Origin of the sequence: Halomonas sp. DP5N14-9 (genome assembly GCF_019802175.1) — a bacterium.
Classification (GTDB): Bacteria; Pseudomonadota; Gammaproteobacteria; order Pseudomonadales; family Halomonadaceae; genus Halomonas; species Halomonas litopenaei.
On record NZ_JAHVHR010000001.1, the window covers coordinates 197,756 to 221,248 of the forward strand.

General features: G+C 65.7%; 24 protein-coding genes. 8 read left to right on the forward strand and 16 right to left on the reverse strand.

Going from position 1 to position 23,493, the window contains the following annotated elements:
• Window positions 1-49: 49 nt before the first annotated feature.
• Together KUW00_RS00920 and ruvX are read left to right on the forward strand one after the other, a co-directional pair.
• Entirely contained in the window at window positions 50-607 is a 558-nt protein-coding gene (locus KUW00_RS00920; RefSeq protein WP_045993847.1) for a YqgE/AlgH family protein, read from the forward strand.
• The gene (gene ruvX / locus KUW00_RS00925) at window positions 607-1,062 is read left to right on the forward strand and encodes a Holliday junction resolvase RuvX (RefSeq protein WP_045993848.1); all 456 of its coding nucleotides are present in this window, start codon (window positions 607-609) and stop codon (window positions 1,060-1,062) included. Before KUW00_RS00920 ends, ruvX begins: the two co-directional genes overlap by 1 nt.
• 91 nt (window positions 1,063-1,153) lie before the next feature.
• Here ruvX and KUW00_RS00930 read toward each other — a convergent pair whose 3' ends face one another.
• Both KUW00_RS00930 and KUW00_RS00935 read right to left on the reverse strand, forming a co-directional pair.
• Window positions 1,154-2,476, reverse strand: coding sequence for an APC family permease (locus KUW00_RS00930; protein ID WP_045993849.1), 1,323 nt, complete (start codon window positions 2,474-2,476; stop codon window positions 1,154-1,156).
• Window positions 2,477-2,545: 69 nt separating this feature from the next.
• Window positions 2,546-3,358 (reverse strand): carbon-nitrogen hydrolase family protein, encoded by an 813-nt coding sequence (locus tag KUW00_RS00935; RefSeq protein WP_222568026.1) that lies wholly within the window; start codon window positions 3,356-3,358, stop codon window positions 2,546-2,548.
• A 116-nt stretch (window positions 3,359-3,474) separates the two neighbouring features.
• On the opposite strand from KUW00_RS00935, the gene KUW00_RS00940 reads away from it, so the two are divergent.
• A complete protein-coding gene (locus KUW00_RS00940) occupies window positions 3,475-4,281 on the forward strand; it encodes a helix-turn-helix transcriptional regulator (protein WP_222568027.1) in 807 nt (268 codons plus the stop codon).
• Window positions 4,282-4,324: 43 nt separating this feature from the next.
• Here KUW00_RS00940 and pyrB read toward each other — a convergent pair whose 3' ends face one another.
• On the reverse strand, window positions 4,325-5,353 hold the full coding sequence (gene pyrB / locus KUW00_RS00945; RefSeq protein WP_108449436.1) for an aspartate carbamoyltransferase: 1,029 nt from the start codon (window positions 5,351-5,353) through the stop codon (window positions 4,325-4,327).
• Window positions 5,354-5,626: 273 nt separating this feature from the next.
• Between pyrB and KUW00_RS00950 the strand changes: the two genes are divergently transcribed.
• Complete coding sequence (locus KUW00_RS00950; RefSeq protein WP_222568028.1) at window positions 5,627-6,523, forward strand: PhzF family phenazine biosynthesis protein; 897 nt, start codon at window positions 5,627-5,629, stop codon at window positions 6,521-6,523.
• 78 nt (window positions 6,524-6,601) lie between these two features.
• The gene (locus KUW00_RS00955; RefSeq protein WP_222568029.1) at window positions 6,602-7,006 is read left to right on the forward strand and encodes a hypothetical protein; all 405 of its coding nucleotides are present in this window, start codon (window positions 6,602-6,604) and stop codon (window positions 7,004-7,006) included.
• An 88-nt stretch (window positions 7,007-7,094) separates the two neighbouring features.
• Here the strand turns inward: KUW00_RS00955 and KUW00_RS00960 are convergent, their stop codons facing one another.
• The 4 genes from KUW00_RS00960 to hmgA form a co-directional block, all read right to left on the reverse strand.
• Window positions 7,095-8,303: a multidrug effflux MFS transporter gene (locus KUW00_RS00960; protein ID WP_222568030.1), complete on the reverse strand. Its 1,209-nt coding sequence runs from the start codon at window positions 8,301-8,303 to the stop codon at window positions 7,095-7,097.
• Window positions 8,304-8,446: 143 nt separating this feature from the next.
• The gene (gene maiA, locus KUW00_RS00965; protein WP_222568031.1) at window positions 8,447-9,082 is read right to left on the reverse strand and encodes a maleylacetoacetate isomerase; all 636 of its coding nucleotides are present in this window, start codon (window positions 9,080-9,082) and stop codon (window positions 8,447-8,449) included.
• A gap of 138 nt (window positions 9,083-9,220) precedes the next feature.
• Window positions 9,221-10,243, reverse strand: coding sequence for a fumarylacetoacetate hydrolase family protein (locus tag KUW00_RS00970; RefSeq protein ID WP_222568032.1), 1,023 nt, complete (start codon window positions 10,241-10,243; stop codon window positions 9,221-9,223).
• Between the two features lie 33 nt (window positions 10,244-10,276).
• Window positions 10,277-11,596 (reverse strand): homogentisate 1,2-dioxygenase, encoded by a 1,320-nt coding sequence (gene hmgA, locus KUW00_RS00975; protein WP_222568033.1) that lies wholly within the window; start codon window positions 11,594-11,596, stop codon window positions 10,277-10,279.
• Between the two features lie 700 nt (window positions 11,597-12,296).
• On the opposite strand from hmgA, the gene KUW00_RS00980 reads away from it, so the two are divergent.
• Both KUW00_RS00980 and KUW00_RS00985 read left to right on the forward strand, forming a co-directional pair.
• Window positions 12,297-13,496, forward strand: coding sequence for a sensor domain-containing diguanylate cyclase (locus KUW00_RS00980; RefSeq protein WP_222516231.1), 1,200 nt, complete (start codon window positions 12,297-12,299; stop codon window positions 13,494-13,496).
• A gap of 111 nt (window positions 13,497-13,607) precedes the next feature.
• Window positions 13,608-14,195, forward strand: a complete 588-nt coding sequence (locus tag KUW00_RS00985) for a MarR family winged helix-turn-helix transcriptional regulator (protein ID WP_222568034.1) — start codon at window positions 13,608-13,610, stop codon at window positions 14,193-14,195.
• A 26-nt stretch (window positions 14,196-14,221) separates the two neighbouring features.
• Here the strand turns inward: KUW00_RS00985 and brnA are convergent, their stop codons facing one another.
• From brnA to KUW00_RS01000, 5 genes are all read right to left on the reverse strand, one after another.
• On the reverse strand, window positions 14,222-14,410 hold the full coding sequence (gene brnA, locus KUW00_RS22520; protein WP_315901089.1) for a type II toxin-antitoxin system BrnA family antitoxin: 189 nt from the start codon (window positions 14,408-14,410) through the stop codon (window positions 14,222-14,224).
• Between the two features lie 12 nt (window positions 14,411-14,422).
• Window positions 14,423-14,620 (reverse strand): BrnT family toxin, encoded by a 198-nt coding sequence (locus KUW00_RS22610; RefSeq protein ID WP_367399262.1) that lies wholly within the window; start codon window positions 14,618-14,620, stop codon window positions 14,423-14,425.
• A gap of 89 nt (window positions 14,621-14,709) precedes the next feature.
• Window positions 14,710-15,081 (reverse strand): Rieske (2Fe-2S) protein, encoded by a 372-nt coding sequence (locus tag KUW00_RS00990; protein ID WP_222568035.1) that lies wholly within the window; start codon window positions 15,079-15,081, stop codon window positions 14,710-14,712.
• Between the two features lie 36 nt (window positions 15,082-15,117).
• A complete protein-coding gene (locus KUW00_RS00995) occupies window positions 15,118-15,954 on the reverse strand; it encodes an IclR family transcriptional regulator (protein ID WP_108131892.1) in 837 nt (278 codons plus the stop codon).
• A gap of 123 nt (window positions 15,955-16,077) precedes the next feature.
• Window positions 16,078-16,887 (reverse strand): enoyl-CoA hydratase, encoded by an 810-nt coding sequence (locus tag KUW00_RS01000; RefSeq protein WP_045993886.1) that lies wholly within the window; start codon window positions 16,885-16,887, stop codon window positions 16,078-16,080.
• Between the two features lie 243 nt (window positions 16,888-17,130).
• Between KUW00_RS01000 and KUW00_RS01005 the strand changes: the two genes are divergently transcribed.
• Window positions 17,131-17,694 carry a GNAT family N-acetyltransferase gene (locus tag KUW00_RS01005; protein WP_162816504.1) on the forward strand — a complete coding sequence of 188 codons (564 nt, stop codon included), beginning with the start codon at window positions 17,131-17,133 and terminating at the stop codon, window positions 17,692-17,694.
• Window positions 17,695-17,790: 96 nt separating this feature from the next.
• Here KUW00_RS01005 and KUW00_RS01010 read toward each other — a convergent pair whose 3' ends face one another.
• From KUW00_RS01010 to serA, 4 genes are all read right to left on the reverse strand, one after another.
• Window positions 17,791-19,140 carry a uracil-xanthine permease family protein gene (locus KUW00_RS01010; protein ID WP_052704445.1) on the reverse strand — a complete coding sequence of 450 codons (1,350 nt, stop codon included), beginning with the start codon at window positions 19,138-19,140 and terminating at the stop codon, window positions 17,791-17,793.
• 259 nt (window positions 19,141-19,399) lie between these two features.
• Window positions 19,400-20,755 carry an 8-oxoguanine deaminase gene (locus KUW00_RS01015; RefSeq protein ID WP_222568036.1) on the reverse strand — a complete coding sequence of 452 codons (1,356 nt, stop codon included), beginning with the start codon at window positions 20,753-20,755 and terminating at the stop codon, window positions 19,400-19,402.
• A 282-nt stretch (window positions 20,756-21,037) separates the two neighbouring features.
• The gene (locus KUW00_RS01020; RefSeq protein ID WP_108131888.1) at window positions 21,038-21,940 is read right to left on the reverse strand and encodes a DMT family transporter; all 903 of its coding nucleotides are present in this window, start codon (window positions 21,938-21,940) and stop codon (window positions 21,038-21,040) included.
• Between the two features lie 241 nt (window positions 21,941-22,181).
• Window positions 22,182-23,432: a phosphoglycerate dehydrogenase gene (gene serA / locus KUW00_RS01025; RefSeq protein ID WP_045993890.1), complete on the reverse strand. Its 1,251-nt coding sequence runs from the start codon at window positions 23,430-23,432 to the stop codon at window positions 22,182-22,184.
• Window positions 23,433-23,493: the final 61 nt, after the last annotated feature.

Below are 23,493 nucleotides of genomic sequence, written 5' to 3' on the forward strand. Positions count from 1 at the left end.
GAGGCCTGGCCACGCATCTGGACGGCGCGCAAGACCGCCTGGGAGTCACATGCAAAGCTTGAAGAACCATTTCCTGATGGCCATGCCCCATCTGGAAGACCCGAACTTCGCCGGGACGCTCAGCTACCTGTGCGACCACGACGAGAACGGCACCATGGGCGTGATCGTCAACAAGCCCACCGATCTGACCCTCGACGCCCTGTTCGAACAGCTCGAGATCAGCGTGGAAGAAGCGGCCAACGCCCAGGCCCCGGTGTACTACGGTGGCCCGGTGCACAAGGATCGTGGCTTTATCCTGCACTCGGGCTCCGCCGAACCCTGGGATTCGAGCATCCAGGTGACCGACGATATCGCCCTGACCACCTCCATGGACATGCTCCAGGCGCTGGCCAAGGGCGAGGGCCCCGAGCGCTTTCTGGTGTGCCTGGGCTGCGCCGGCTGGGAGTCCGGTCAGCTCGAGAACGAGCTGATGGACAACGCCTGGCTGACCGTGGAAGGCCGCGCCAACGTGCTGTTCGAGACGCCGCCGGAGCAGCGCCTGTCGGCCAGCGCCGGGATCCTCGGCATCGACTTGAACCTGATGACACGCGAGGCCGGGCACGGCTGATGGCCAGTCGCAAGCGTGAACCGGGAGAGCGCCTGATCCTGGCCTTCGACTTCGGCACCCGGCGCATCGGCGTATCGGTGGGCAACGAGCTGTTGCGCAGCGCCAGGGAGCTCGAGCCGCTGCCGGCCCGGGATGGCATTCCCGATTGGCAACGGGTGAGCGCGCTGGTCGAGGAGTGGCAGCCCGACCGTTTTGTGGTCGGCCTGCCGCTCAACATGGACGGCAGCGAGAGCGAGATGAGCACCCGCGCGCGCAAGTTCGGCAAGCGGCTGTTTGGCCGCTACGGGGTCGAGTGCGAGATGTTCGACGAGCGCGGCACCACCCGGGAGGCCAAGGCCATCGCCCGGGAGCAGGGACACGGGGGAAATTACCGCAAGGAAAGTGTCGACGGCATCGCCGCGGTGCTGATCCTGGAGGGCTTCTTTGCCCGGGAGGAAGGGTTGCCGAGCCGCTGAGGTCGCCACTGTTGCACCGAACTTGTGAAGCATCCAAAAAGCCCGAGGCCTTGGCCTCGGGCTTTTTTCGGGGCAATCGACCCAGGCAGGTTCAACCCTCCAGGCTTAGCTCCGGTGTCGCCTGGCGGAAGCCGCGGGTCAGCCAGGCCAGCCACGCCAGGCCGCAGGCCAGCCAGATCCCGCCCAGCATCAGCGCGGAGCGGTCCAGGCTGGCCATCAGCCACAGGATCGCCAGCAGACCGATGGTCGGCGCGACGAGGAAGTACAGGCTGTCGGCCAGGCCGCGTCGGCCCTGCTTGATGTAGTAGTGGGCGATTACCGACAGGTTGACCAGGGCGAAGGCCAGGAAGGCCCCGAAGTTGATGAAGGAAGCCGCCGAGAGCACGTCCATGGTCAACGCCAGCAGCGCCACCACGCCGCTGAGTATCAGGCCACCGGTAGGCGTGCCGAAGCGTCCCAGGCGCCCAAGCAGGCGGGTCGACAGGACGCCGTCGCGGCCCATGGCGTAAAGCAGTCGCGAGCCGCTGGCCTGGGCCGCGATGCCGGAGGCAAACTGGCCGACGACCAGGCCGATCAGAAAGATCGAGACGAAGACGTCTCCGCCGATATTGCGGGCGATCTCGTAGGCGGCGGCGTCGGCATTGGCGAACTCGTAGCCCGGCGCGGCGAGCTGCACGAAATAGGACACCAGGATGAAGATCAGGCCGCCCAGCAGGGTGATCAGCAGGATGGCACGGGGCAGGGTCCGCTCGGCGTCGCGGGTCTCCTCGGTCAGGGTGGTCACCGCGTCAAAGCCGAGAAAGGAGTAGCAGGCGACGGCGGCGCCCGCCATCAGCAGTGGCATCTGGGGGCTGTCGGCGCTGCCGAGGAAGGGCGTCAGGCTCCACAGCGGCTGGCTGGGGTCGCCGAGTACGTAGTGCACCGCCAGGGCGACGAAGGCGGCGATCACCAGCACCTGAACCAGCATCAGCACGCTGTTGACCAGGCTTGCTAGTTTGAGGCCGATGATGTTGATGAAGGTGGTGACCGCGATAAAGGCGATCAGCCACACCGGCACCGGCACGGACGGAAAGGCCGAGTGCAGATAGGCGGCACCGATCAGCCAGATCACCATGGGCAAAAACAGGTAGTCCAGCAGGATGGCCCAGCCGGCCATGAAACCCAGTCGATCGTTGATGGCGTGGCGCACATAGGCGTAGGCGGAGCCGGCCACCGGGTAGGCGCTGGCCATGCGGCCATAGCTGTGGGCGGTGAACAGCATGGCGATCAGTGCCGCCGCGTAGGCGCCGGATACCGCGCCTTCGGAGACCACCGCCAGCACGCCGAAGGTGCCGAGGACGATGATCGGTGTCATGTAGGCAAGGCCGAATAGAACGACCTGCCACAGGCCGAGTTGGGGCTTGGAGTGAGACATCTTGGGGCTCGCGTTATGGTTGTTGGTGATGGACGGTCGGGTCAGGCAATCATGGTCAGGAAAGCCGGGTCAGATGAGGCGGAAGCCGGGGCCTCGTGAGTCGTCGTCGCGCTGAAGGTCCAGCGAGACGCGTCGATCGGCCAGGTAGTCATAGTCCCGCCGGGCACGATTCAATAGCTCGAGGTCGAGCGATACCCGGTGAACCCCCGCGTCGCGATCGGCCTCGAACAGGGTCTCGCCAAGCGGCGAATACGCCGCGCTGTGGCCGGCGAAGGTCAGGCCGGCGCCCTCACCGCAGCGGTTGGCCATGGCGACAAAGCACTGGTTGTCCTGGGCGCGGGCCTGGGCGGCGCGGGCGTGTACCGGCCCGTAGGGGTCCATGTTGCCGTTGGTCACCAGCATCAGGTCGGTGCCCAGCGCGCCCAGGGCCCGTGCGGTCTCGGGGAATTCGATGTCGTAGCAGATCATCAGCCCCAGGGTCAGCCCGCGCCAGCGGGTGACACCGATGCGCTGGCCCAGGCCGACCAGCTCCCGCTCATCGGGCCACAGGTGGGTCTTGCGATAGGTGAGGGCGATGCCATCTTCCGGGGTGATCAGTAGCGTGGTGTTGTAGACACCATCGGCGGCCCGCTCGAGCAGGCCGATGGCCAGGGCGCAGTCGTGGTCACGGCTGGCCTGGATCAGACGAGCCACCTCCGGGCCATCGAGCGCCAGGGCACGATCGTCGACGTGGTCTTGTTCGGCGAAGCCGCTGAGATGCGTTTCGGGAAAGACCACCAGCGACACCTGGTCGCCGTGGCGTTCCAGGGTGCTCAGGGCGGCGTCCAGGTTGGCCTTGATGTTTCCCTCGATGCCGGGAAGTTGTGCCAGGGCTATCTGCATGGAAGACTCCACAGCCGTTGTTGTCGGTTGGCGTTTTATAGAATGTCAGTATCCTCTATTCACCGAGGCTGCCTATTCCATGGCAGGGTTACCCCCATAGGGTGAGGCGCCGTCAGATGTCGCAGAACAGTGAGGAAGGAATCACGGGAATGCTCGAGGCGATGGGCTGGCATCGCGACTTCGCGCGCCTGCTGGCACGCCTGGAAAGTGAAGACTTCTGGGAGGCCGTCAGCCGCACCCTGGCGCGCCACATCGTCTACAACACCTGGGTGGCGCTGGTCTTCCACGCCGACCAGCCGCCGACGATCCTGGCCGAAAGCGACGAGGACGACGGCGCCGATGAAAGCCTGTTCGAGGACTACCAGCGCGGCCTGTATCTGCTGGATCCCTTCTACGTCGCCGCCCGCGACAATGGTCTCGATGGCCTGGTAACGCTGGATGACGTGGCCCCGGCACGGTTCACCGCGACCGAGTACTACCAGCGTTACTTCCGGCGCAATATCGTCAGTGACGAGGTGCAGATCAATCGGTCACTGGGCGCTGGTCGTACCCTGTGCCTGTCGCTGGGTTCCACCCGAACCTTCCTGCACAGCGAAATCGGCCTGCTGCATCTGGTCGAGCCCTGGCTCGGTGAGCTGATGCGACTGCGCATGCACTTTGAGCGCTGCGGCGAGACGCCCGGCCCCCATCCCTGGCATCCGCACCGAGGTGGCGTCGAAGAGACGGCGACCCGCTTCGGGCTGACCGATCGCGAGCGCGAGGTGAGCCAGTTGATGCTGGGCGGCGGGTCGACCAAGGAGATCGCCCGACGCCTGTCCATCTCGGTGGAGACCGTCAGGGTCCACAAGAAGCACCTGTACGCCAAGCTCGGGATCAACACCCAGGCCGAGCTGTTCTCGCGCTTCTGGCAGGAGCGCCCCTGAACCTGTGGCGCCGGCGCCAGGCTCCCGCCCGGCACCGCCGCAGCTAGAACTTGGCGTCGTCGACACCGACGCTACCCGGCACAAACCAGGGCACGTCGCGCAGGTCGCGTTCGATCAGGTGCTCGACCTTGAGCAGGGTGGCGAAGATCGCCATGCGCACCGGAATGCCGTTGTCGGTCTGGCGGAAGATCGCCAGGCGCGGGTCGCCGTTGAGGTCGACGTCCAGATCATTGGCCTCCGGACGGCTGTCCCGGGGCAGCGGGTGCATGATGATGGTGGACGGATTGCAGCGGCTGTCCATGAAGGCGCGGTGGACGGTGAAGTCCCGCGACAGGTTGAAGCCTTCGCTCATCTCGGCGGTGAAGCGCTCCTTCTGGATGCGGGTGGTGTAGACCACGTCGACATCGGAGAAGTCCCCGGCCAGGCTCTCGCGTACCTCCACGTCCAGGCCCTGGCGGCTGACCCGCTCGATCAGGTGGTTGGGCATCTCGAGCCCCGGCGGCGCCACCAGGGTCACGCGCATGGGCGCGTAGAGCGCCAGCAGCTTGATCAACGAGTGCACCGTACGGCCGTACTTCAGATCCCCGGTCATCAGCACGTGGGCACCCTTGAGGGTCTTGCCCTGGCGGCTGAATTCCTTGTCGATGGTGTAGAAGTCCAGCAGCGCCTGGCTCGGGTGCTCGCCGGGGCCGTCACCGGCGTTGATCACCGGTACGTGGGTGGCGCTGGCGAACTCGGCCACCGAGCCCTGGTCCGGGTGGCGCATGACGATGGCGTCGCAGTAGCCGGCCATCACGCGGCTGGTGTCGTAGAGCGATTCGCCCTTGGCCATCGACGAGAAGGTGAAGCCGGTGGTGTCGCAGACGCTGCCGCCGAGCCGCGAGAAGGCGGTGTGGAAGCTGACACGGGTGCGGGTGCTGGCCTCGAAGAACAGGTTGCCGAGCACCGCGCCTTCCAGCACCCGGGTGACCTTGCGTCGCTGGGCGACGGGTTCCATGGTGGCCGCCACCCGCATCAGGTGATCGATATCGTCGCGGGACAGGGAGTCGATGGAGAGCAGGTGGGACATCACGGCGGCCTCGGCAGTGGGAACGGGCGCTAGTGTACCGCTGGTGCACACTGAGTTCAGCCTCGAAGAGCGCTTGCCGTGCCCCTCATCAGATTAGCGAGGCCGTCAAGGCGGAGACGGATGCTTGCCAACGCTCTAGCGTTGACTTTGCCGTAGAGGGGTTTGCTCGTTCGCGCGCTGGCAAGGTGGACGCCGGGGCCTCTATGCTGGAAGGCGCCACCGGTGTCGGGCGCATGTAGCCTGGCCCTGGTCTACCAAGTCCAAGTGGAGCCGCCTATGCTGCCGTCCCTGACCCGCTACTACCTGCTCGATGTGTTCACCGACCAACCGTTCGCCGGGAATCCACTGGCGGTGTTTCTCGACGCCGACGGTATCGCGGGGGAGCGCATGCAGGCCATCGCCAACGAGCTGAACCTGGCCGAGACAGCCTTCGTCGGGCGGGCCCAGGCGAGCCGGCATTTTCCGGTACGTATCTTCACTCCTCACCGCGAGCTGCCGTTTGCCGGCCATCCGAGCATTGGCGTGGCCCATCTGATCGCCGCCCAGGAGCTGGTGAATGCTGGCGAGGTCAGCGCCGATAGCCCGGTCATCCTGGATCTGGCTGGCGGGCCGCTCAAGGTGACCTACGAGGGCGACCTGGCACGCTTCAAGATGGCGCGCGCGCCGGAGGTCGGCACCAGCACGCTGGGCCAGTCCAGCGCAGCGGAGCTGGCCGGGCTCGAGCTCGATGACGTCGCCGCGGACCCGGTCCAGGCCTCCTGCGGATTGCCGTTTCACCTGGTCGAACTGGTCAACGTCCAGGCGCTGGCGCGGCTGGCGCTCGATGGTGAAGCCTGGCAGCGGCATGTGTCACCCAGCGCCGTGGAGCAGGTCTACTTCTATGTGCGCGAGGCCAAGGAATCCGGCGAGATTCACGCACGCATGTTCTCGCGCCACGCCGGAAGCTTTGTCGAGGACCCCGCCACCGGCAGCGCGGCGGCGGCGCTGGCGGGCTTTCTGGGACAGCAGTCGAAGAGCCAGGGCAACAACTGGCGCATCCACCAGGGCGAGGCAATGCACCGCCCAAGCCAGATCCATGCCCGCGCCACCCGCGACGACAAGGACAAGGTCACCGTCGAGATCGCGGGGCAGGCGGTACTGATGGGCGAGGGCGGTCTCTATCCTCGTGACTGAGGCATCGCCCTTGGTGATCGAGGCGTCACCGAAGCTCGCGCCTTTTCCACCCAGTCACTGCACTTTCTGGAGTCTTGCATGACCCGTCATCTGGTCCTGGCCTTCGTTGCCGGCTTTCTCGCCGTGCTGTGCTTCCACCAGCCAGTAGTGGGGCTGTTGCACGCCTATGGGGTGATCCCCTTTGCCCCCTATTCCACCTCACCCGCCGCCCCCCTGGGCGTGCCGGCCTGGTTTTCGGCAAGCTTCTGGGGTGGCGTCTGGGGGCTTGTGATGATGCTGGTGTTCGCGCTCAGGCGGATCGATCAGGGGGGCTGGTGGAAGGCAGGGTTGTTTGGCGGCATCGCCCTGACCCTTGTGGCCATGCTGGTGGTGTTCCCGCTCAAGGGGCGCGGCATCGCCCCGGCGATCTTGCCCATCGGCTTTCTGGTCAACGGCGCCTGGGGCCTCGGCACCTGGATGTTCGTGCGCGCCTGGCGTCAGTAGATACGCCCTGCTGAAGCGACAGCGGCCCCGTCTGAAAACAGGCGGGGCCGCTGTCGTTAAGGTTCGAGGGTCCCGTAGCGCTTGGTCGTCAGGCCGACGCCGTCTGCGCTTCCAGGTCGCCCTTGTCGGTGACGATGAAGTGGTAGCAGACCAGCGCCAGCACACCGGACAGGCCGATGGCGATGGCCATGCTGTGGGAGGTGCCATCATGAAACTGGCCGACCAGGGCGCCGACGCCGGCGGCGATGCTCATCTGGATAAAGCCGAACAGCGCCGAGGCCGAGCCTGCGCAGTGGGGGTTGGGTGCCAGGGCGCCGCCCATGGTCTGCGGCATGATGATGCCGAAGCCGATCATGTAGGCCATGTGGGGGCCGATGACCGCCCAGGGGGTATGCACCCCGGCCAGCGCGAGCAGCGCCATGGCAGAGCCGCCGAGGGCGGCGATCAGGCTGGCGGCGACCAGCAGCTGGTGACGGCTGCGGCGACGACTGAGCTTGGCGCTGGTCAGCGAGCCGATGAAGAAACCGAGCACGATGGCGGCGAACAGGTAGCCGTAGACGTCGGGGCTGACCCCCATGTAGTCGATCAGCACGAACGACGAACCCGACAGAAAGGCGAACAGGCCGGAGAAGGCACCGGCGTTGGCCAGGGTATAACCGACGAAGTCGCGCTGGCCGAGCAGCGAGCGGAAGGTGATGGCCAGCGCCGAGGGCTTGATCGACTGGCGCCGGTCCCGCGGCAGCGGCTCGGGCATCATTGCGATCAGCCCCAGCATGGCGGCGGCGTAGAGCGCCAGCAGCAGGAAGATGGCGTCCCAGCCGAACCACACCAGTAGCCCCGCCCCGACCACCGGGGCCAGCGCCGGGGCCAGCGCCATGACACTGGCCATATAGGAGAGGATGCGGCTGGCCTCGAAGGGACCGTGGATGTCGCGCACCGCGGCGCGGCCGAGCACCGGCCCCGCCGAGCCTCCCAGGGCCTGGAAGAAGCGTGCCACCAGCAGCGTCTCGATATTCGGCGCGAAGGCGCAGACCAGGCTCGCCAGCAGAAAGACCCCCATCCCGAGTGCCAGCACCGGCTTGCGTCCGAAGCGATCGGACAGCGGACCGCACAGCAGCTGCGCCATGGCGAAGCCGATCAGATACAGCGACAGGGTCAGCTGGATCTGATCGGCTCCGGTGCCCAGCGCCTCGCGCATGGCGGGCATGGCCGGCAGGTACATGTCGGTGGCCAGGGGGCCCAGGGCGGTCAGCGCCGCCAGCAGGGCCACGGTGGCGCGGGAGGTCGGGTTCAGCATACGCAACTCCTTGTGTCAGTGACGGTTGGGTCAGGGAAAGCGAAGGGAGCGCGAACAGCGCTCCCTTCGCGGTGTCGATGCTGCTCCTTGGAGGCAGACATCGTTCCGTCAGTGTTTCCTTAGTCGGCTTATTGTAGCCGATCTCAGACAGCGTCTGGCTGAACACCCGGTGCCGCCTTGTCGAAGGCCGGCAGCGCTCGCGCTCGCTCCGATACCGCGCGCACTCGCGCAAAGGGCGCGAGGTCGCACTCGAAGCGCTCGGCGTTGAACACCTGGGGCACCAGGCAGACGTCGGCCAGGGTCGGCTCGTTGCCGACGCAGAAGTCGCCCATGGTGTGCTCAAGCATCGCCTCGACGGCGGTCAGTCCCGTTGCTACCCAGTGGCGGTACCAGGCGAGCCTGGCGTCATCCGATAGCCCGAGTTCGCCGGTCAGGTGCTTGAGCACCCGCAGATTGTTCAGCGGGTGGATCTCGCAGGCGACGGCCTGGGCCAGTGCCCGGATCTGCGCCCGATGCTCGGCGGAGCCGGGCAGCAGCGGCGGTTCGGGGTAGCGCTCGTCGAGGTATTCGCAAAGCGCCAGGGATTGGGTCAGCGCCTGTCCCTGGTCGGTGACCAGGGTCGGCACCAGGCCCTGGGGATTGCGCGCCAGATTGTCGGCATCACGCTGCTCGCCCTTGACCAGATTGACCGGGTGATGGTCGAGGGTGATGCCCTTGAGGTTGGCGACGATGCGCACGCGATAGGCCGCCGAAGAGCGAAAGTAACCGTAGAGTTGCATGGCAGGTTCCAGAAATTGGCGGGGGCGGGCCAGATGCTCGTGTGGCGGCCCGAGCGGTGGCGGGACGCCCGCCGGGGACGGCGGGCGTCGAGGCGTCGACGGTGGTGGACGTCCGCCCCAGGACTCAAGGGGGCTGGCTCAGTCCTTGGGTTGGTACTTCACCACCCGCTGGTCGATGGCGCCGAAGATGCTCTGGCCGGCCTTGTCGAACATCTCGATGCGCACCCGGTCACCAAAGCGCAGGAAGGGCGTCTTGCTGTCGCCGTGCAGGATCTTCTCGACCATTCGTACCTCGGCCAGGCAGCTGTAGCCGACGCCGCCGTCGGCCACCGGCTTTCCGGGGCCGCCATCCGGGTCCGGATTGGACACGGTGCCGGAGCCGACCACCGCGCCGGCGCCCAGGTAGCGGGTGCGGGCGGCGTGGGCCACCAGTTGCGGGAAGTTGAAGATCATGTCCGGGCCGGACTCGGGCTCGCCGAACTTGTCGCCGTTCAGATGGACCGTCAGCGGCAGGTGCACGCGGCCATCCTTCCACGCCTCGCCCAGCTCGTCCAGGGTGACGCAGATCGGCGAGAAGCTAGAGGCCGGCTTGGCCTGGAAGAAGCCGAAGCCCTTGGCCAGCTCCCCGGGGATCAGGCCGCGCAGACTGACGTCGTTGACCAGCATCAGCAGCTTGATGTGGCCGGCTGCCTGTTCGGGGCTCACCGCCATCGGCACGTCGTCGGTGATCACCGCGATCTCGCCCTCGAAGTCGATGCCGTGGTCTTCGCTGACCGCCTCGATATCGTCATAGGGACCGATGAAGCTGTCGCCGCCGCCCTGGTACATCAGCGGGTCGGTCCAGAAGGTCTCCGGCATCTCGGCGTTGCGCGCCTGGCGCACCAGTTGCACATGGTTGAGATAGGCCGAGCCGTCGGCCCAGTGATAGGTACGCGGCAGCGGCGAGTGCAGCGCTTGAAGATCGAGCTCGAAGGCCTCCTCGGCGGCGCCGTCGTTGAGGCGCTGGTAGATCTCTTCAAGGCGCGGGGCCAGCTCGTCCCAGTCTTCGACGAGCTGTTGCAGGGTGGTGGCAATCTGCGGCACGCGTACGGCGTGGGTCAGGTCGCGGGAGACGACGATCAGCTCGCCGTCGCGTCCGCTCTTGAGGGTGGCCAGTTTCATCAGAGGGTTCCTTGTGGTCAAAGCAGAGGTCGGTCAGGGCCGCGTCGGATCGAAGTGGGACTTGAGTCCCTTCCACACATCCACGTAGTCGCGCTGGCGGAAATCGGCGGCCAGCGCCTTTTCAGTAGGCTGGAAGACGTAGCGGCTCTCGAACATGAAGGCCAGGGTCGCCCCTTGATACTGAGGCTGGAGGCTGGCGTCGGAGGCCTTCTCGAAGGTCTCGGCGTCGGGGCCGTGGGGCGACATGCAGTTGTGCAGGCTGGCGCCGCCGGGCAGGAAACCTTCGGCCTTGGCGTCGTACTCGCCGTGGATCAGGCCCATGAATTCGCTCATCAGGTTGCGATGGAAGTAGGGCGGGCGGAAGGTGTTGTCGGCCACCATCCAGCGCGGCGGAAAGATCACGAAGTCGATGTTGGCCATGCCCTCGGTGTCCGACGCCGACGTCAGCACGGTGAAGATCGAAGGATCCGGATGGTCGAAGCTGACGGTATTGATGGTGTTGAAGTTGGCCAGGTCGTACTTGTAGGGCGCCACGTTGCCGTGCCAGGCGACCACGTCCAGCGGCGAGTGGTCCAGCCGGGTCGCCCACAGTGCCCCGGAGAACTTGGCCACCAGTTCGAAGTCGCCCTCGAGGTCCTCGTAGGCGGCCACCGGCGACTGGAAGTCGCGCGGGTTGGCCAGGCCGTTGGCGCCGATGGGGCCGAGCCCCGGCAGCTCCAGGGGACTGCCGTAGTTTTCGCAGACATAGCCCCGGGCCTGGTCGCCCTCACTGATGCGGACCTGGAACTTGACCCCGCGCGGGATCACCGCGATCTCGCCGTTGCCCACCTCGAGCGCGCCGAACTCTGTGCCCAGGCGCAGGGTGCCCAGCTGAGGCACGATCAACAGTTCGCCGTCGGCGTTGTAGAAGAAGCGTTCGGTCATGTCCTGGTTGCAGGCATAGACATGGACACCGCAGCCGGCCTGGGTGCCGGCGTCGCCATTGACCGCGATGGTGGCAAGACCATCGATGAAGTCGGTGGCCGCCTCGGGCAGGGGAGCCGGGTCCCAGCGCATCTGGTTGGGGTCCGCGGCGGGACGTGACAGCGGCGCGGTGGCGAGACCGCCGTGCTCCAGCGGGCGGTAGGCGCTCTGGGCCACCGAGGGGCGGATGCGGTAGAGCCAGCTTCTCAGGTTATGGCTGCGCGGCGCGGTGAAGGCCGAGCCGGTGAGCTGCTCGGCGTAGAGTCCGTAGGCGCAGCGCTGAGGCGAGTTCTGCCCCTGGGGCAGGGCGCCGGGCAGCGCTTCGCTGGCGAAGTGATTACGAAAACCGCTTTGATACGCAAGCGGCGTCTGGTCGAGACGTTGGGACATCGGGAAATCCTCCGCTCAGGATGATGAGGTGGCGTGTCGGGATGCTCGTCGCCCCACTGCATACTGAGTCCTGTGATAAAGCTCGGGTCGAGGCGGTCACATCATCGCTATGGCATGCCTGGAATATAGTTTCATTTGAAACTATATTCCAGGCCTTATCGCTAGAGAGACGGTGCCAACCCCACCGGCATCTGATTTATCCTTAAAAAACATGAGATTGATGGGCTAAGACATACGTCTATAGCAATGCCGTGGTGCGAAGCTTCACTGGGCGGTTGGGTGCGGTGTAGACACTATCCCCAAGGGGCCAGGCGACGGTATGAGCGCAGGGGAAAGGTCGCCTAGACCGCGCCCACCCACTTTGGGCAAGTGTGGATCGGCGTCGTGATAGCCAGCGGGGTGTGAAGCTCGCAATACGAGATGGGGGCTACTTCCCGGCAAGTGAAGTGGACTTCGAGAGAGCACGTCAGACGCTGTGCCATTGCCGCGAAAAGCATAGAATTGGGCAGTGCTGCCACGAAAAGTAACGTTATCATCGTGTTATTGAGTTATTTTAAAGTCATATAAGCGTTTGTTTAAAAAATAATAAGACGCCGTCAACGTGAAGTGGACAAAAGTCCCTTCGATCTCGACATGACGAAGGTAGTGGGCATCGGTCATCAGACGTCGAGCCTATGCACAGGGAGAACAGCAAGTGTCGATGGCAAAAATGCCCCATCTGGTGCATTGGTTAACCGGACAGTTTCGTGAAACTGAGCGAGAAGCCTGGTATCGCCGCGCGATCAAGCCGAGGGTGCGCTGCGAGTCACGACTGGCCTGGATGCTTGCCGCATTGATATTCGGCATGTTCTCGATTTCCGATTACTTTTATGTCGGCCAGAGCCGCGAGCTCTACCTGTTGCTGGCCATGCGCGTGGTCGTCGTCGGTAGCTGTCTTTTTCTGGCTTGGGCGATTGGTCGATGGGGAAGCTATTCGCAGCGCCTCTGGCTGCATGCTTTGCCGTTGTGGGTTATGGCGACGGGCATCATCCTGATTGTTCCGCTACGTCCGGACTCCCTTTCGACGCAGATGATGGCTGTCATCGTTGCTACCATGGCCTTTTATCTGCTGATTCCCAACCTGCTCACCGTGGTGGCGATGGCGAGCCTGTATCTGGGTATCGGTTTTCTGTGCGCCTCTGCCATCTTTGCCGACAGTTCGCCCGTCGATGTGTTGCGCATGGCGCTGTTGTTGATCATGGCCAATGCGGTCGGGTTCTGCACCTTGCTGCGGGTAGAGCGCCTGCAGCGCAAGCAGTTCGCGATATTGAGCGAAGAGCGCGACCAAAACCGACAATTGCTTCGTGAGATGGCGCATCGTCAGTCCCTTGAAGGTCAGTTGAGACAGCTGGCCGAGCGCGATGCCTTGACCGGTCTCGCCAATCGTCGGCACTTCATGAAGCGGGCCCAGAGCATGTTTGAGTCTGCCCGGGAAGCACAGGCGCCCTTCAGCCTGTTTATGCTGGATGTCGATCACTTCAAGACTATCAATGACACCTGGGGCCACAGTCATGGAGACCGAGTGCTGATGGAGATCGCCCGAGTGTGTGCCGAGTCACTGCGTTCCCATGATCTGATCGCGCGTTTCGGCGGCGAAGAGTTCGTGGTCGCATTGCCTGATACCTCCTTGAGTGACGCTTTGCCGGTCGCACAACGTCTGCATCGAGCGGTCGCCGACCTGGCGCTGCCGTTTGAGGGGGGTGAGAGGGGGGCGGCGGTCACCGTTACCATCGGCATTGTCGAAGCCCGGCCCGATGAGGACAATCTGGAAGTGCTGATTCATCGCGCCGACAAGGCGCTTTACGTCGGCAAGCGTGACGGCAGAGACCAGGTAGTAGCCTGTCGCGAGAGCCAGGCGTGAGTGCGAAAGCGATGCTGATGGTAAGGTCGCGAGCTACGTTGCCGGTTCTGGCGTTCCCGGTTATCGTCAGTGACGGATGGTGGCGTGCCACGCTGGCGTGGCGCTGTCGCGATGGACGCTGACCACGGGGACGAGGCCATGGGCTCGCGTAAGCGAGAAACACCGACCAGCAGCGGGGTACCGCATCTGGATCTTTTGCAGTTCCTGCCGTACCGGCTGAACAGTCTGGCGGACCGTTTGAGTCAGGCGCTTTCGCAGATGTACGCAGAACGTTACCAGTTGACCATTGCCCAGTGGCGAGTGCTGGCGTGGTTGTCGCACCTGGATGAGCTATCGGCCAAGCAGATCGCCCAAGCTACTCGCATGGATAAGGTGCGTATTTCTCGGGCCGTACAGGCCCTGGAGGAGCGTGGTCTGATCCGAAGAACGCCTTCGCCCAGTGACCAGCGTGTACAGCACCTGCGACTGACCGAGGCGGGGCAGGCCTTACTGGCCGACTTGATCCCCGATGCCTTGCAATGGGAGGCCGATGTGGTGGCCGCTCTCTCTCAGGGCGAGTGTCATCAACTGATAAGCGTGATCGGCAAGCTCGAGCGCCAGCTCGATCGGCTGGAGCAGGGCAGTGGCCCCTGGTCCCAGGACCGCTCCGGCGATCCCATGGAGACGCCGGGTTCTCCCGAGCTCGATCAGGATCGCTAGGGCCTGTTCGCGCACTGCTCCAGGCGCTAGGCCAGCCACACCTCGATGATCGATTGGCGAGTCACTCCCGGGCGGCTGGCTTCCTCGTCGAGAGACTCGATCATCCAGACAGGAAAGTCGACGTTGCCCCGTCTTTGTGACTGATTGGGGCGCCGAGCCCTGGACGGGGAGAGGGCTTCCGAGACGTCTTCGCCATCATCGAATTTTTTGATCAAGCGTCCTGGCTTTCATGGAGCTCCACCTCTTCCTTCCGCGAGCGCCTTACAGAGATGATGCGTAGCCCGGTCGCGCGGCGTTACAACGGCAGAACAGTGCTTGCCTTCGATCGAGCCAATAACCAGCAATCCAGGTTCGTCGGGCGTCTTGGCGGGGATCTCGATAAGGAGAGGGTCAAACCAGCGTCGTTGTGCATCAAGGGCGTCAATCCCATGCTTGGCCTTGGGGCCGGGATCGAGGGCAGGTCCTCACTGCGGATAAGGGTCAAGTCGCCACTGCGACAGGCAGATTCGCTCCCTCACTCCCCGATCACCCACCAGCCATCGACTTCCTGCACCGGGACCGGGTCCAGTGCCTCGCCCTGGGCGGGGCCGGAGATGCCCTCGCCGCTGTCGAGACGGAAGCAGGCCTGGTGGTGGGTACAGATCAACAGCTCGCCGTCGCGGCTGAGGATGTTGCTGCCGCGGCCGTCCAGCGGCAGGTACTGATGGGGGCAGGCGTTGACGTAGGCGTGTACCCGGCCATCGGCGTGGCGGGCGAGGATCAGCGGGAAGCGGCCGTTGTCGCTCTCGATATTGAGGCAGCGGCTCTCACCCGGGGCCAGGCTGGTCGATTCCAGCACGGCCCCGGGCGGTGGTGCGCTCTTGTACTTGCGCCAGGCGTCGGTCATCGGGGGATCTCTTGAGGGAGCCGGTGAGCCCGGGTGTCAGGGCTTGAAGTCCTCGGCGGCGGGAATGCGTCCGCCTAGCTGGGCGGTAATTTCTGCGGCGGTGGCGCGCACCAGCTCGCCGAGCTGGGACAGGCGTTCGTCGGGGATACGCGCCACCGGCCCGGAGACCGAGATGGCCGCCAGCGGCGTGCCCAGTTCATCGTGGATGCAGGCGGCCACGCAGTGCAGGCCGATGGCATGCTCTTCGCGGTCGCAGGCGTAGCCGCGTTCACGGATCTCGGCCATGGCGCGACGGAGCTCGGAGGGACTCGACAGGGTGTTGACGGTGACACGGTCCAGGCCGCGTTCGGCCAGCACCCGCTCCAGGTCGTCGTCGGGCAGCCAGGCCATCAGCGCCTTGCCCACGCCCGAGGCGTGCAGCGGGGCACGTGAGCCCAGACGGGTGATCATGCGCATCATCTGGGGCGATTCGCTCTGCGCCAGGAACACCGCCGTGGTGCCTTCACGCACGCCCAGATTGGCGGTCTCGCCGGTCTCACGGGTCAGTCGGCGCAGGTAAGGACGGCTGGTGGCAACGAAGTCGCGTGCCTCGAGAAAGCTGTTGCCGATGCGAAAGGTCTTGACGTCGATGCGCCAGACGCCGAGTTCCTCGTCCTGGGTGATAAAGCCCTGGCTCAGCAGGGCCTGCAGCAGGCGATGGGTCGTGGACGGTGCCAGATCGGCCTGCTCGGCGATGTCGGACAGCGCCAGGCCGCCCGGGTGCATCGCCAGCAATTCCAGCAGGTTGAGTCCCCGCACCAGCGACTGGCTGTGGCCTCCGCTGGCCTTGCCGCTGGCCGGTCGGCCGGCCGTTCTGCGCTTGCTTTCCGTCACCTTGCATCTCCTGGGTCAACCGTTTGGCACAGTCCTTAGCATACCTGTTGGCGCGGCCGCTTGTCGCGTTTGCGGAAAAGGCTTCCACAAGCGGCCCTGCCTTGGCTGAGCCTGGTCCGGCGCTCAGCGATGGCGCCAGTGGGGGGCGCGCTTGGCGACGAAGGCGTCGATGCCTTCGGCCACGTCTTCGGCCATCATGTTGGCGGCCATCACCTCGCCTGCGTAGGCGTAGGCCTGGCCCAGCGGCAGGGCACGCTGGCGGGCCAGCATGGCCTTGCCGGTGAACAGCGCCACCTGGCTCTTGGCGCGCAGGCTGTCGAGCAGCACCTCGAGACTGTCGTCGAGGGCGTCGTCCTCGGCGACCCGGTTGACCAGGCCCCACTCCAGCGCCTGGTCGGCGTCGATGAACTCACCGGTAAACAGCATCTCGGCGGCCTGCTTGGGACCGATATTGCGGGTCAGCGCCACCGCTGGGGTGGAACAGAACAGCCCGACCTTGATGCCGGAGACGGCGAAGCGCGCCGAGCGGGCGGCCACCGCCATGTCACAGCTGGCTGCCAGCTGGCAGCCGGCGGCGGTGGCAAGCCCCTGAATTCGAGCGATCACCGGCACCGGACAGTCCTGCAGGCGCTGCATCACCCGGGAGCACTGGGCGAAGAGCTGTCGATAGGCGTCCTCGTCGCCGAGCTCGCGCATCTCCTTGAGGTCATGGCCGGCGCAGAAGGCGCGGCCCTCGGCAGCGATCACCACCGCCCGCAACGAAGGATCAGGGTCGATTGCGGCAAAGGCATCATCCAGTGCGGTGAGCATGTCCCGGGACAGGGCATTGAAGCTTGCCGGGCGGTTGAGGGTCAGATGGACGACCCCACGATCATCGTGACGCACCACGGCGAGGTCACCGGTGTCAGGCTGGGCGGAAGGTGAGGCGGGCATCGTCATGGCTCCAACGAGGGAAAACTTCGCAAGCCTAGCGCGTGATGACGCCTTTTCGGGGCCTGCTTCGACCAAAGGGGAAGAGTGGCCTGGCCTCCCTGGTTGACGCCAGGGCGGCGCCAGAGCGGCGTCAGGGTAGCGCCAGGACGACGACAGGGGCGGCTTGCTGGCGGCCAGCGTCCGTGGTCATGGCCGTGGAGGATGGCGTACATTCGCACAAGCGATCCACGACGCGAGAGGCGCATGATGCAGGACGACAGGCTGAGGCCCAGGCCGATGCAGGGCGACGTGCTGGCCACGCCGCGTAGCCGGCTGCGCCCGCTAGAGCGCTATGATCTGCCTGGCTTGAGCCGACTGCTGGCCGATCCCCGGGTGATGCGTCACTCGCTCCACGGTGTGCAGGACATGGCGGGGAGCCGTCGCTTTCTCGATGCCTGTCGCGCGAGCTACGCCGACAAGGGCTTTGGCTACTGGGCGGTGGTGCACCCGGTATCGCGAGCGTTGATGGGCTTCTGCGGCTTCGATCACGAGATCCTCGACGGCGAGCGGGAGTTGGCCATCGGCTATCGTTACGCCGTGCATCATTGGGGTAGAGGGCTTGCCACCGAGGTGGCCCTGGCGGTGGTGGCCCACGCCTTTGCCATCACCGACTGCGAGTCGCTGGTGGCGGTGGTCGATCCCACCAATGTGCCGTCGAGCCGAGTGGCACAGAACGCGGGCTTTGTGTGGGAAGGGATGACGACGCTCGAGGGCCAGCGAGTGAAGGTCTACAGGCGTCATCGCTACCGTGAAGTCAGAAGCTGCTGAGCCTGGGCTGCGTCCCTGTCCTGGGGAAACGAAGCGGGCCCGCGTGGCGGGCCCGAAAGTGGCGTCATGGTGTCCTCGAGGGGACGGTGTGGCGTGTCAGACGCTGTCGCGGAAGACCCGATCGGCCTTGGGCAGTACCAGATTGAGCACGATGGCAAACAGCGCGCCGGGGATCAGCCCTGACTCGATGATGGCCTGGAGGTTGTCGCTCAGATTGGCGTAGAGCCCTTCCTGGGCCGGCAGGCCCACCGCGGCGGACAGCGAGACCCCGATGATCACCATGTTGCGCTTGTTGAAGTCGATATGGGAAAGCATCTTGATCCCGGCGCTGGCAATCATGCCGAACATGATCAGTACCGCCCCGCCCAGCACCGAATTGGGGATGCTGGAAACGATGGCGCCCAGCTTGGGGATCAGGCCCGCCAGCAGCAGGAAGGCGCCGCCGATGGCCACCACATAGCGGCTGACCACACCGGTCAGCGCCACCATGCCCACGTTCTGGCTAAAGCTGATCTGGGGGAAGGCGTTGAAGATCGCGGCGAACACACTGGACAGGCCGTCGGCCATGACCCCACCGGAGAGCTCCTTGTGGGTCGGCTCGCGGTCCATCCCGCCGGCGGTGGTGCCGACGATGTCGCCGATGGACTCGGCGCAGGTGACCACGGCCAGCAGCACCACCGGCAGGATCGCCGCCAGATGGAATTCAAGCCCGATGGTCAGCGGCACCGGCAGTGACAGCCAGTCGGCGTCACCGATGGTGGAGAAGTCGATATAGCCGAACATGGTGGCCACCACGTAACCGGTGATCAGGCCGATCAGCGGCGCCGCTTCGGACCAGATACCGCGGCCGTACTGGTGCAGACCCAGGGTCACCACCAGTACCAGCGCCCCCAGCAGCAGGTGGTGGGTGGCGCCGAAGTCGGCGGCGCCGAAGCCTCCGCCCCAGTAGGCGAAGCCTACCGGCATCAGCAGGGTGCCGAGCATGACCACGAAGGTGCCGGTGACCACCGGCGGGAACAGAAACCGGAACACCGGCAGAAACATGCCCACCAGGGCCATGGCGACCCCGCCACACAGGGCCGCGCCAAGGGCCGCCGGTAGCCCCATGCCCACGGCAATGGGAATCAGCACCGGGACGAAGCCGAAGCTGGTGCCCATGACGATGGGCAGGCGGGCGCCGATGGGGCCTATCCCCAGCGACTGCACCAGGGTGGCGACACCGGCCACGAACATCGCCGCCTGGATCATGAAGGCGGTCTGGTCCGCCGGCAGGTCGGCGGCGCCGGCGATGATGATCGGCACCGTGACGTTGCCGACGAACATCGCCAGCACGTGCTGCAGGCCCAGCGGAATGGCGCGCCCCAGGGGCGGCATGGCGTTGACGTCATGGGTCGAGCGCACAGATGCGCTTTCCAGGGTGTCCCCGGAGGAGTCGTGGGTGGGCATGGCAGGGTTTTCTCCTGTTGTCGTTGTAGCACCGGCGTCCTTGTCGGAGCGTCGGCGGCGAAACCCCGGAGACCGTGACAGGCGTCAGACCGTCTGTGCTGACTGCCGTGGCACGGCGACCGTTGTCAGGGGGCGGCAGCGTCGGCCCTGGCCCGTGGTGCCGCGCTGCGCTCGAGATCCGTTCGTCGTTCGCTGTTGTTGCCTTTTGTCTTCCCGTTGTCCTGTTCGAAGGAGTGCGTCCAGGCGCGCCCCGAGCCTCCTAGACCGCACGCCTTAGCCGCACCGCCGCCGCGTTGTGGCGGGCCATCAGCTCGCCCAGATCGACGTCGAGCGGCTGGCCGTCGGCCACCCGCCACTGGCCGGCCACCATCACTCGGTCGGCACGGTGGGCACCGCACAGCAGCAGGGCGGCCAGCGGGTTCTCGGCGCCAGAGAAGCGCGGCTCGTCCAGCCGGAACAGCGCCAGATCGGCCTGCTGGCCAACCTTCAGTCCGCCGATGTCGCTGCGCCCCAGACAACGCGCGGAGCCTTCGGTGGCCCAGCGGATGACGTCCTGGTGACGTACCTGGCTGGGCGAGTAGCGCAGGCGGCCGATCAGCATCGCCTGGCGCATCTCCTCGGCCAGGTTGGAGTGATCCGCCGAGGCCGAGCCGTCCACCGCCAGGCCTACCGGGCAACCGGCGGCCTCGAGTTCCAGGGTGCGGCACATGCCAGAGCCCAGCACCATGTTGGATGAGGGGCAGTGGGCGATGCCGGTGCCGGCTTGGCCGAGGCGGGCGACCTCGTCGTCGTTGAAGTGGATGCCGTGGGCCAGCCAGGTGCGGTCGCTGAGCCAGCCGGTGGCCTCGAGGTAGTCCAGCGGTCGCATCCCGAACAGCTTCTGACAGTACTGCGTCTCGTCCTCGGTTTCTGCCAGGTGGGTGTGCAGGCGCACGTCCTTCTGCTCGGCCAGGCGAGCGCTGTCGACCATCAGCTCACGGCTGACCGAGAAGGGCGAGCAGGGCGCCAGCGCCAGGGTCACCATGGCGCCCTCGCCGCGCTGATGGTAGGCGTCAATCAGACGGGTGCTCTCGTCGAGGATGGTCGCCTCATCCTGCACCACCGACTGGGGCGGCAGCCCGCCCTGCTCGCGCCCCACGCTCATCGAGCCGCGGGTCAGGGCGGCGCGCACGCCGAGCCGACGCGCGGTCTCCACCTGGACGTCGATGGCGTGCTCGAGCGCGCCGGAGAACACGTAGTGATGGTCGGCGACGGTGGTACAGCCGCTCATCAGCAGCTCCACCATGGCCAGCTCACTGGCCAGCGCCAGCTGGGCCTCGTCGAGGTTGGCCCAGACGTCGTAAAGGGTGGTGAGCCAGGGAAACAGCTCCTTGTTGAGCGCCGGCGAGTAGGCCCGGGTCAGGGTCTGGTAGAAGTGGTGGTGGGTGTTGACCAGGCCCGGCAGCAGCACGTGGCGGGAGGCATCGAAGGTCTGCTCGACGCGGGTTCGGGGCGTCTGGCCGGCGGCCACGGCTTCGATGATTCGGCCGTCCTGAACGACGACACCACCGGCCGCGTCAGGGTCGCTGGCGGCCAGTGGATGCTTGATCCAAGTGACGGGGGGATGTGAGCTCATGCAGTTCTCCTGGGTTGGCTTCGCCGAGCGAAGGGTTACCCAAGCATCGTGCCCTGCTCCCGACGCCGTCCCTTGGTCAAGGAGGGCGAGGGCTCGTCGCGTAGCGGATACCTGGTTCAGGTGCCTTCAGAAACAGCCGCCGAGGGCGGTGAGCGTCATCAGTTTCACGGTTCACGCTGCACCGATATCGAGCGGCCTGTGTACCATTGTGGTGCGCAATATATGACCGTTATTGTGTACAAAATGGCCATGACGTCAGGGCTTGTCAAGTGCCCCTCTGCTTCACGGCCTGGCGGCCTCGCGGGCGGCTCGGCGCCGGCTCAGTCGGTCCCCGAACAGGTAGGCACCCAGCGCCACCAGAATCAGTAGTGCGCCCAGCAGCATCGAAGGCGAAGGGGTTTCCTGATTGAGCAGCATGCCGAGGGTCAGCGCCAGCACCGGGGTGATCAGGGTCACCAGGGCGACGCTGGCGGCGTGCAGCCGAGACAGGATCAGGTAGTAGCAGAGGAAGCCGATCAGCGAGCCGAACAGCGCAAGGTAAAGCACCGCCCACAGCCCACGGGGGCTGAGGGGAATCATCAGCGGTTCACCGCTGGCGAGCCATAACACCAGAAAGCAGGGCATGGAGCCGGCCAGCGCCCCCACGGTCTGTTGCAAGGGGTCGAGCCCGGCGGCCACCCGCTGCACGGCGATGCCGCTGGCGCTGAACAGGGTCACCGCCGACAGCATCATGGCCAGTGCCAGCACCTGGGCGCCGCCGCCGAGCGTCAGGCTGTCGGCGAACACCACCGCCAGCCCCGCCACCCCCAGGCCGCAGCCGATCCAGTGCCAACGCCTGAGCCGGGTGCTGCCGGGCAGGGCCTGCAGGATGAAGCCGGAGATCAACGGCGCCATGCCGAACATCACCGACAGCAGGCCCGAGGGCAGAAACTGGGAGGCGTGGTAGCTCAGCGCCATGGCGCCGAACACCCCCGGCACCGCGGCGGCGTAGCTGGCAAGGGCGCGGCGATCGAGGCGGACGCCGCGTCTCAGCACCAGCAGGATCAGAGCGCCGGCGACCAGCGCCAGGCCCATGCGCAGCATCACGCTGCCGATGGGGGCGCCGGCCTCGGCGCTCCACTTGATGGCCAGCGGGGTGGAGGCCCACACCAGCACCACGATCAGATAGGCCAGTCCGGTTGGCATCGTGCATCCTTTGAAGAGGTCATCGGGAAGACGCTCAGGATAGGCGTTTTCTCGCTGAGCCACAGGCTTTTGGGTGTCGGCTTTTGAGGGGCGCGAACGGGGCGCGACCGTTAAGCGAGTAAAAAGGCCTGCGAGTAAAAAGGCGCCGCCCTCCCGAAGGAGAGCGGCGCCTCATCGTCATCCCGAGTGCGATAGCTGCCGCGCGGGATAGCTCGCCGCGAGCAGGCGCTACGTCCGCCGCTCAGTCGGCGTAGTTGGTCTCGGAGTACAGCACCCGGGTGCGCAGGGTGTGGTTCACCTCGCGCAGGGCTTCGAGCGCCTGGGGACCGTAGGCCTTGTCGACGTCGATGACCACGTAGCCGACCTTTTCGTTGGTCTGCAGGTACTGGCCGGAGATGTTGATGTCGTTTTCCGACAGCACCCGGTTGATCTCGGACATCACGCCGGGCACGTTCTCGTGGATGTGCAGCAGGCGGTGCTTGTCCGGGTGGGCCGGCAGTGCCACCTCGGGGAAGTTGACCGAGGTGATGCTGGTGCCGTTGTCGGAGAAGGTCACCAGCTTCTCGGACACCTCGACGCCGATGTTCTCCTGGGCTTCCAGGGTGGAACCGCCGATGTGCGGGGTGAGGATGACATTCTCGAGGCCACGCAGCGGGCTTTCGAACTCGTCGGCGTTGCCCTTGGGCTCCACCGGGAAGACGTCGATGGCGGCACCGTTGAGTCGGCCTTCCTTGATCGCCTCGGCCAGGGCCTCGATCACTACCACGCTGCCACGGGCGGCGTTGATCAGGATGGCGCCGGGCTTCATCAGGCTGATCTGCTCCTCGCCGATCATCCAGCGGGTGGACGGCAAGTCGGGCACGTGCAGGCTGACCACGTCGGAGCGGGCGAGCAGCTCCTCGAGGCTGGCGACCTGGCGCGAGTTGCCCATGGCCAGCTTGGTGATGACGTCGTAGTAGATGACGTCGAAGCCAAGCGCCTCGGCCAGCACCGACAATTGCGAGCCGATGCTGCCGTAGCCGACGATGCCGAGGGTCTTGCCGCGGGCCTCGTGGCTGTTCTTGGCGCTCTTCAGCCAGCCGCCCTGGTGGGCACGGGCGTTCTTCTCGGGAATCCCGCGCAGCAGCATGATGGCCTCGGCCAGCACCAGCTCCGCCACCGAGCGGGTGTTGGAGTAGGGGGCGTTGAACACCGGAATGCCGCGCACCAGCGCCGCCGTGAGATCGACCTGATTGGTACCGATGCAGAAGCAACCGACCGCCACCAGCTTCTCGGCCGCCGCGAACACCCGCTCGGTGAGCTGGGTGCGGGAGCGAATGCCGATGAAGTGAACATCACGGATCTTCTCGATCAGCGACTCTTCGTCGAGCGAGGTCGGCATATGCTCGATATTGGTGTATCCGGCGTTGAGAAAATTGTCCACTGCACTCTGGTGGACGCCCTCGAGCAGCAGGATCTTGATCTTGCTCTTGTCCAGGGACGTTTTGGCCATGGTCGAATCAACCTCTTGGAGTTGGCGGCAGCCAGCGGCTGTGTGGTGGGGCAGGCGAAAA

Bases quoted from the DNA above. Each gene is read 5' to 3' on its own strand.
- KUW00_RS00990 (WP_222568035.1), bottom strand. From the start codon at position 15,081: ATGACCGACGCCTGGCGCAAGTACAAGAGCGCACCACCGCCCGGGGCC.
- KUW00_RS00985 (WP_222568034.1), top strand. From the start codon at position 13,608: ATGGACGCTGACCACGGGGACGAGGCCATGGGCTCGCGTAAGCGAGAA.
- maiA (WP_222568031.1), bottom strand. From the start codon at position 9,082: ATGCAACTCTACGGTTACTTTCGCTCTTCGGCGGCCTATCGCGTGCGC.
- KUW00_RS00960 (WP_222568030.1), bottom strand. From the start codon at position 8,303: ATGCTGAACCCGACCTCCCGCGCCACCGTGGCCCTGCTGGCGGCGCTG.
- KUW00_RS00940 (WP_222568027.1), top strand. From the start codon at position 3,475: ATGTCGCAGAACAGTGAGGAAGGAATCACGGGAATGCTCGAGGCGATG.
- KUW00_RS01020 (WP_108131888.1), bottom strand. From the start codon at position 21,940: ATGCCAACCGGACTGGCCTATCTGATCGTGGTGCTGGTGTGGGCCTCC.
- KUW00_RS01010 (WP_052704445.1), bottom strand. From the start codon at position 19,140: ATGCCCACCCACGACTCCTCCGGGGACACCCTGGAAAGCGCATCTGTG.
- hmgA (WP_222568033.1), bottom strand. From the start codon at position 11,596: ATGTCCCAACGTCTCGACCAGACGCCGCTTGCGTATCAAAGCGGTTTT.
- KUW00_RS00955 (WP_222568029.1), top strand. From the start codon at position 6,602: ATGACCCGTCATCTGGTCCTGGCCTTCGTTGCCGGCTTTCTCGCCGTG.
- KUW00_RS01005 (WP_162816504.1), top strand. From the start codon at position 17,131: ATGATGCAGGACGACAGGCTGAGGCCCAGGCCGATGCAGGGCGACGTG.
- ruvX (WP_045993848.1), top strand. From the start codon at position 607: ATGGCCAGTCGCAAGCGTGAACCGGGAGAGCGCCTGATCCTGGCCTTC.
- KUW00_RS01015 (WP_222568036.1), bottom strand. From the start codon at position 20,755: ATGAGCTCACATCCCCCCGTCACTTGGATCAAGCATCCACTGGCCGCC.
- KUW00_RS01000 (WP_045993886.1), bottom strand. From the start codon at position 16,887: ATGCCCGCCTCACCTTCCGCCCAGCCTGACACCGGTGACCTCGCCGTG.
- KUW00_RS00930 (WP_045993849.1), bottom strand. From the start codon at position 2,476: ATGTCTCACTCCAAGCCCCAACTCGGCCTGTGGCAGGTCGTTCTATTC.
- KUW00_RS00950 (WP_222568028.1), top strand. From the start codon at position 5,627: ATGCTGCCGTCCCTGACCCGCTACTACCTGCTCGATGTGTTCACCGAC.
- KUW00_RS00970 (WP_222568032.1), bottom strand. From the start codon at position 10,243: ATGAAACTGGCCACCCTCAAGAGCGGACGCGACGGCGAGCTGATCGTC.
- KUW00_RS00935 (WP_222568026.1), bottom strand. From the start codon at position 3,358: ATGCAGATAGCCCTGGCACAACTTCCCGGCATCGAGGGAAACATCAAG.
- KUW00_RS00920 (WP_045993847.1), top strand. From the start codon at position 50: ATGCAAAGCTTGAAGAACCATTTCCTGATGGCCATGCCCCATCTGGAA.
- KUW00_RS00980 (WP_222516231.1), top strand. From the start codon at position 12,297: ATGGCAAAAATGCCCCATCTGGTGCATTGGTTAACCGGACAGTTTCGT.
- serA (WP_045993890.1), bottom strand. From the start codon at position 23,432: ATGGCCAAAACGTCCCTGGACAAGAGCAAGATCAAGATCCTGCTGCTC.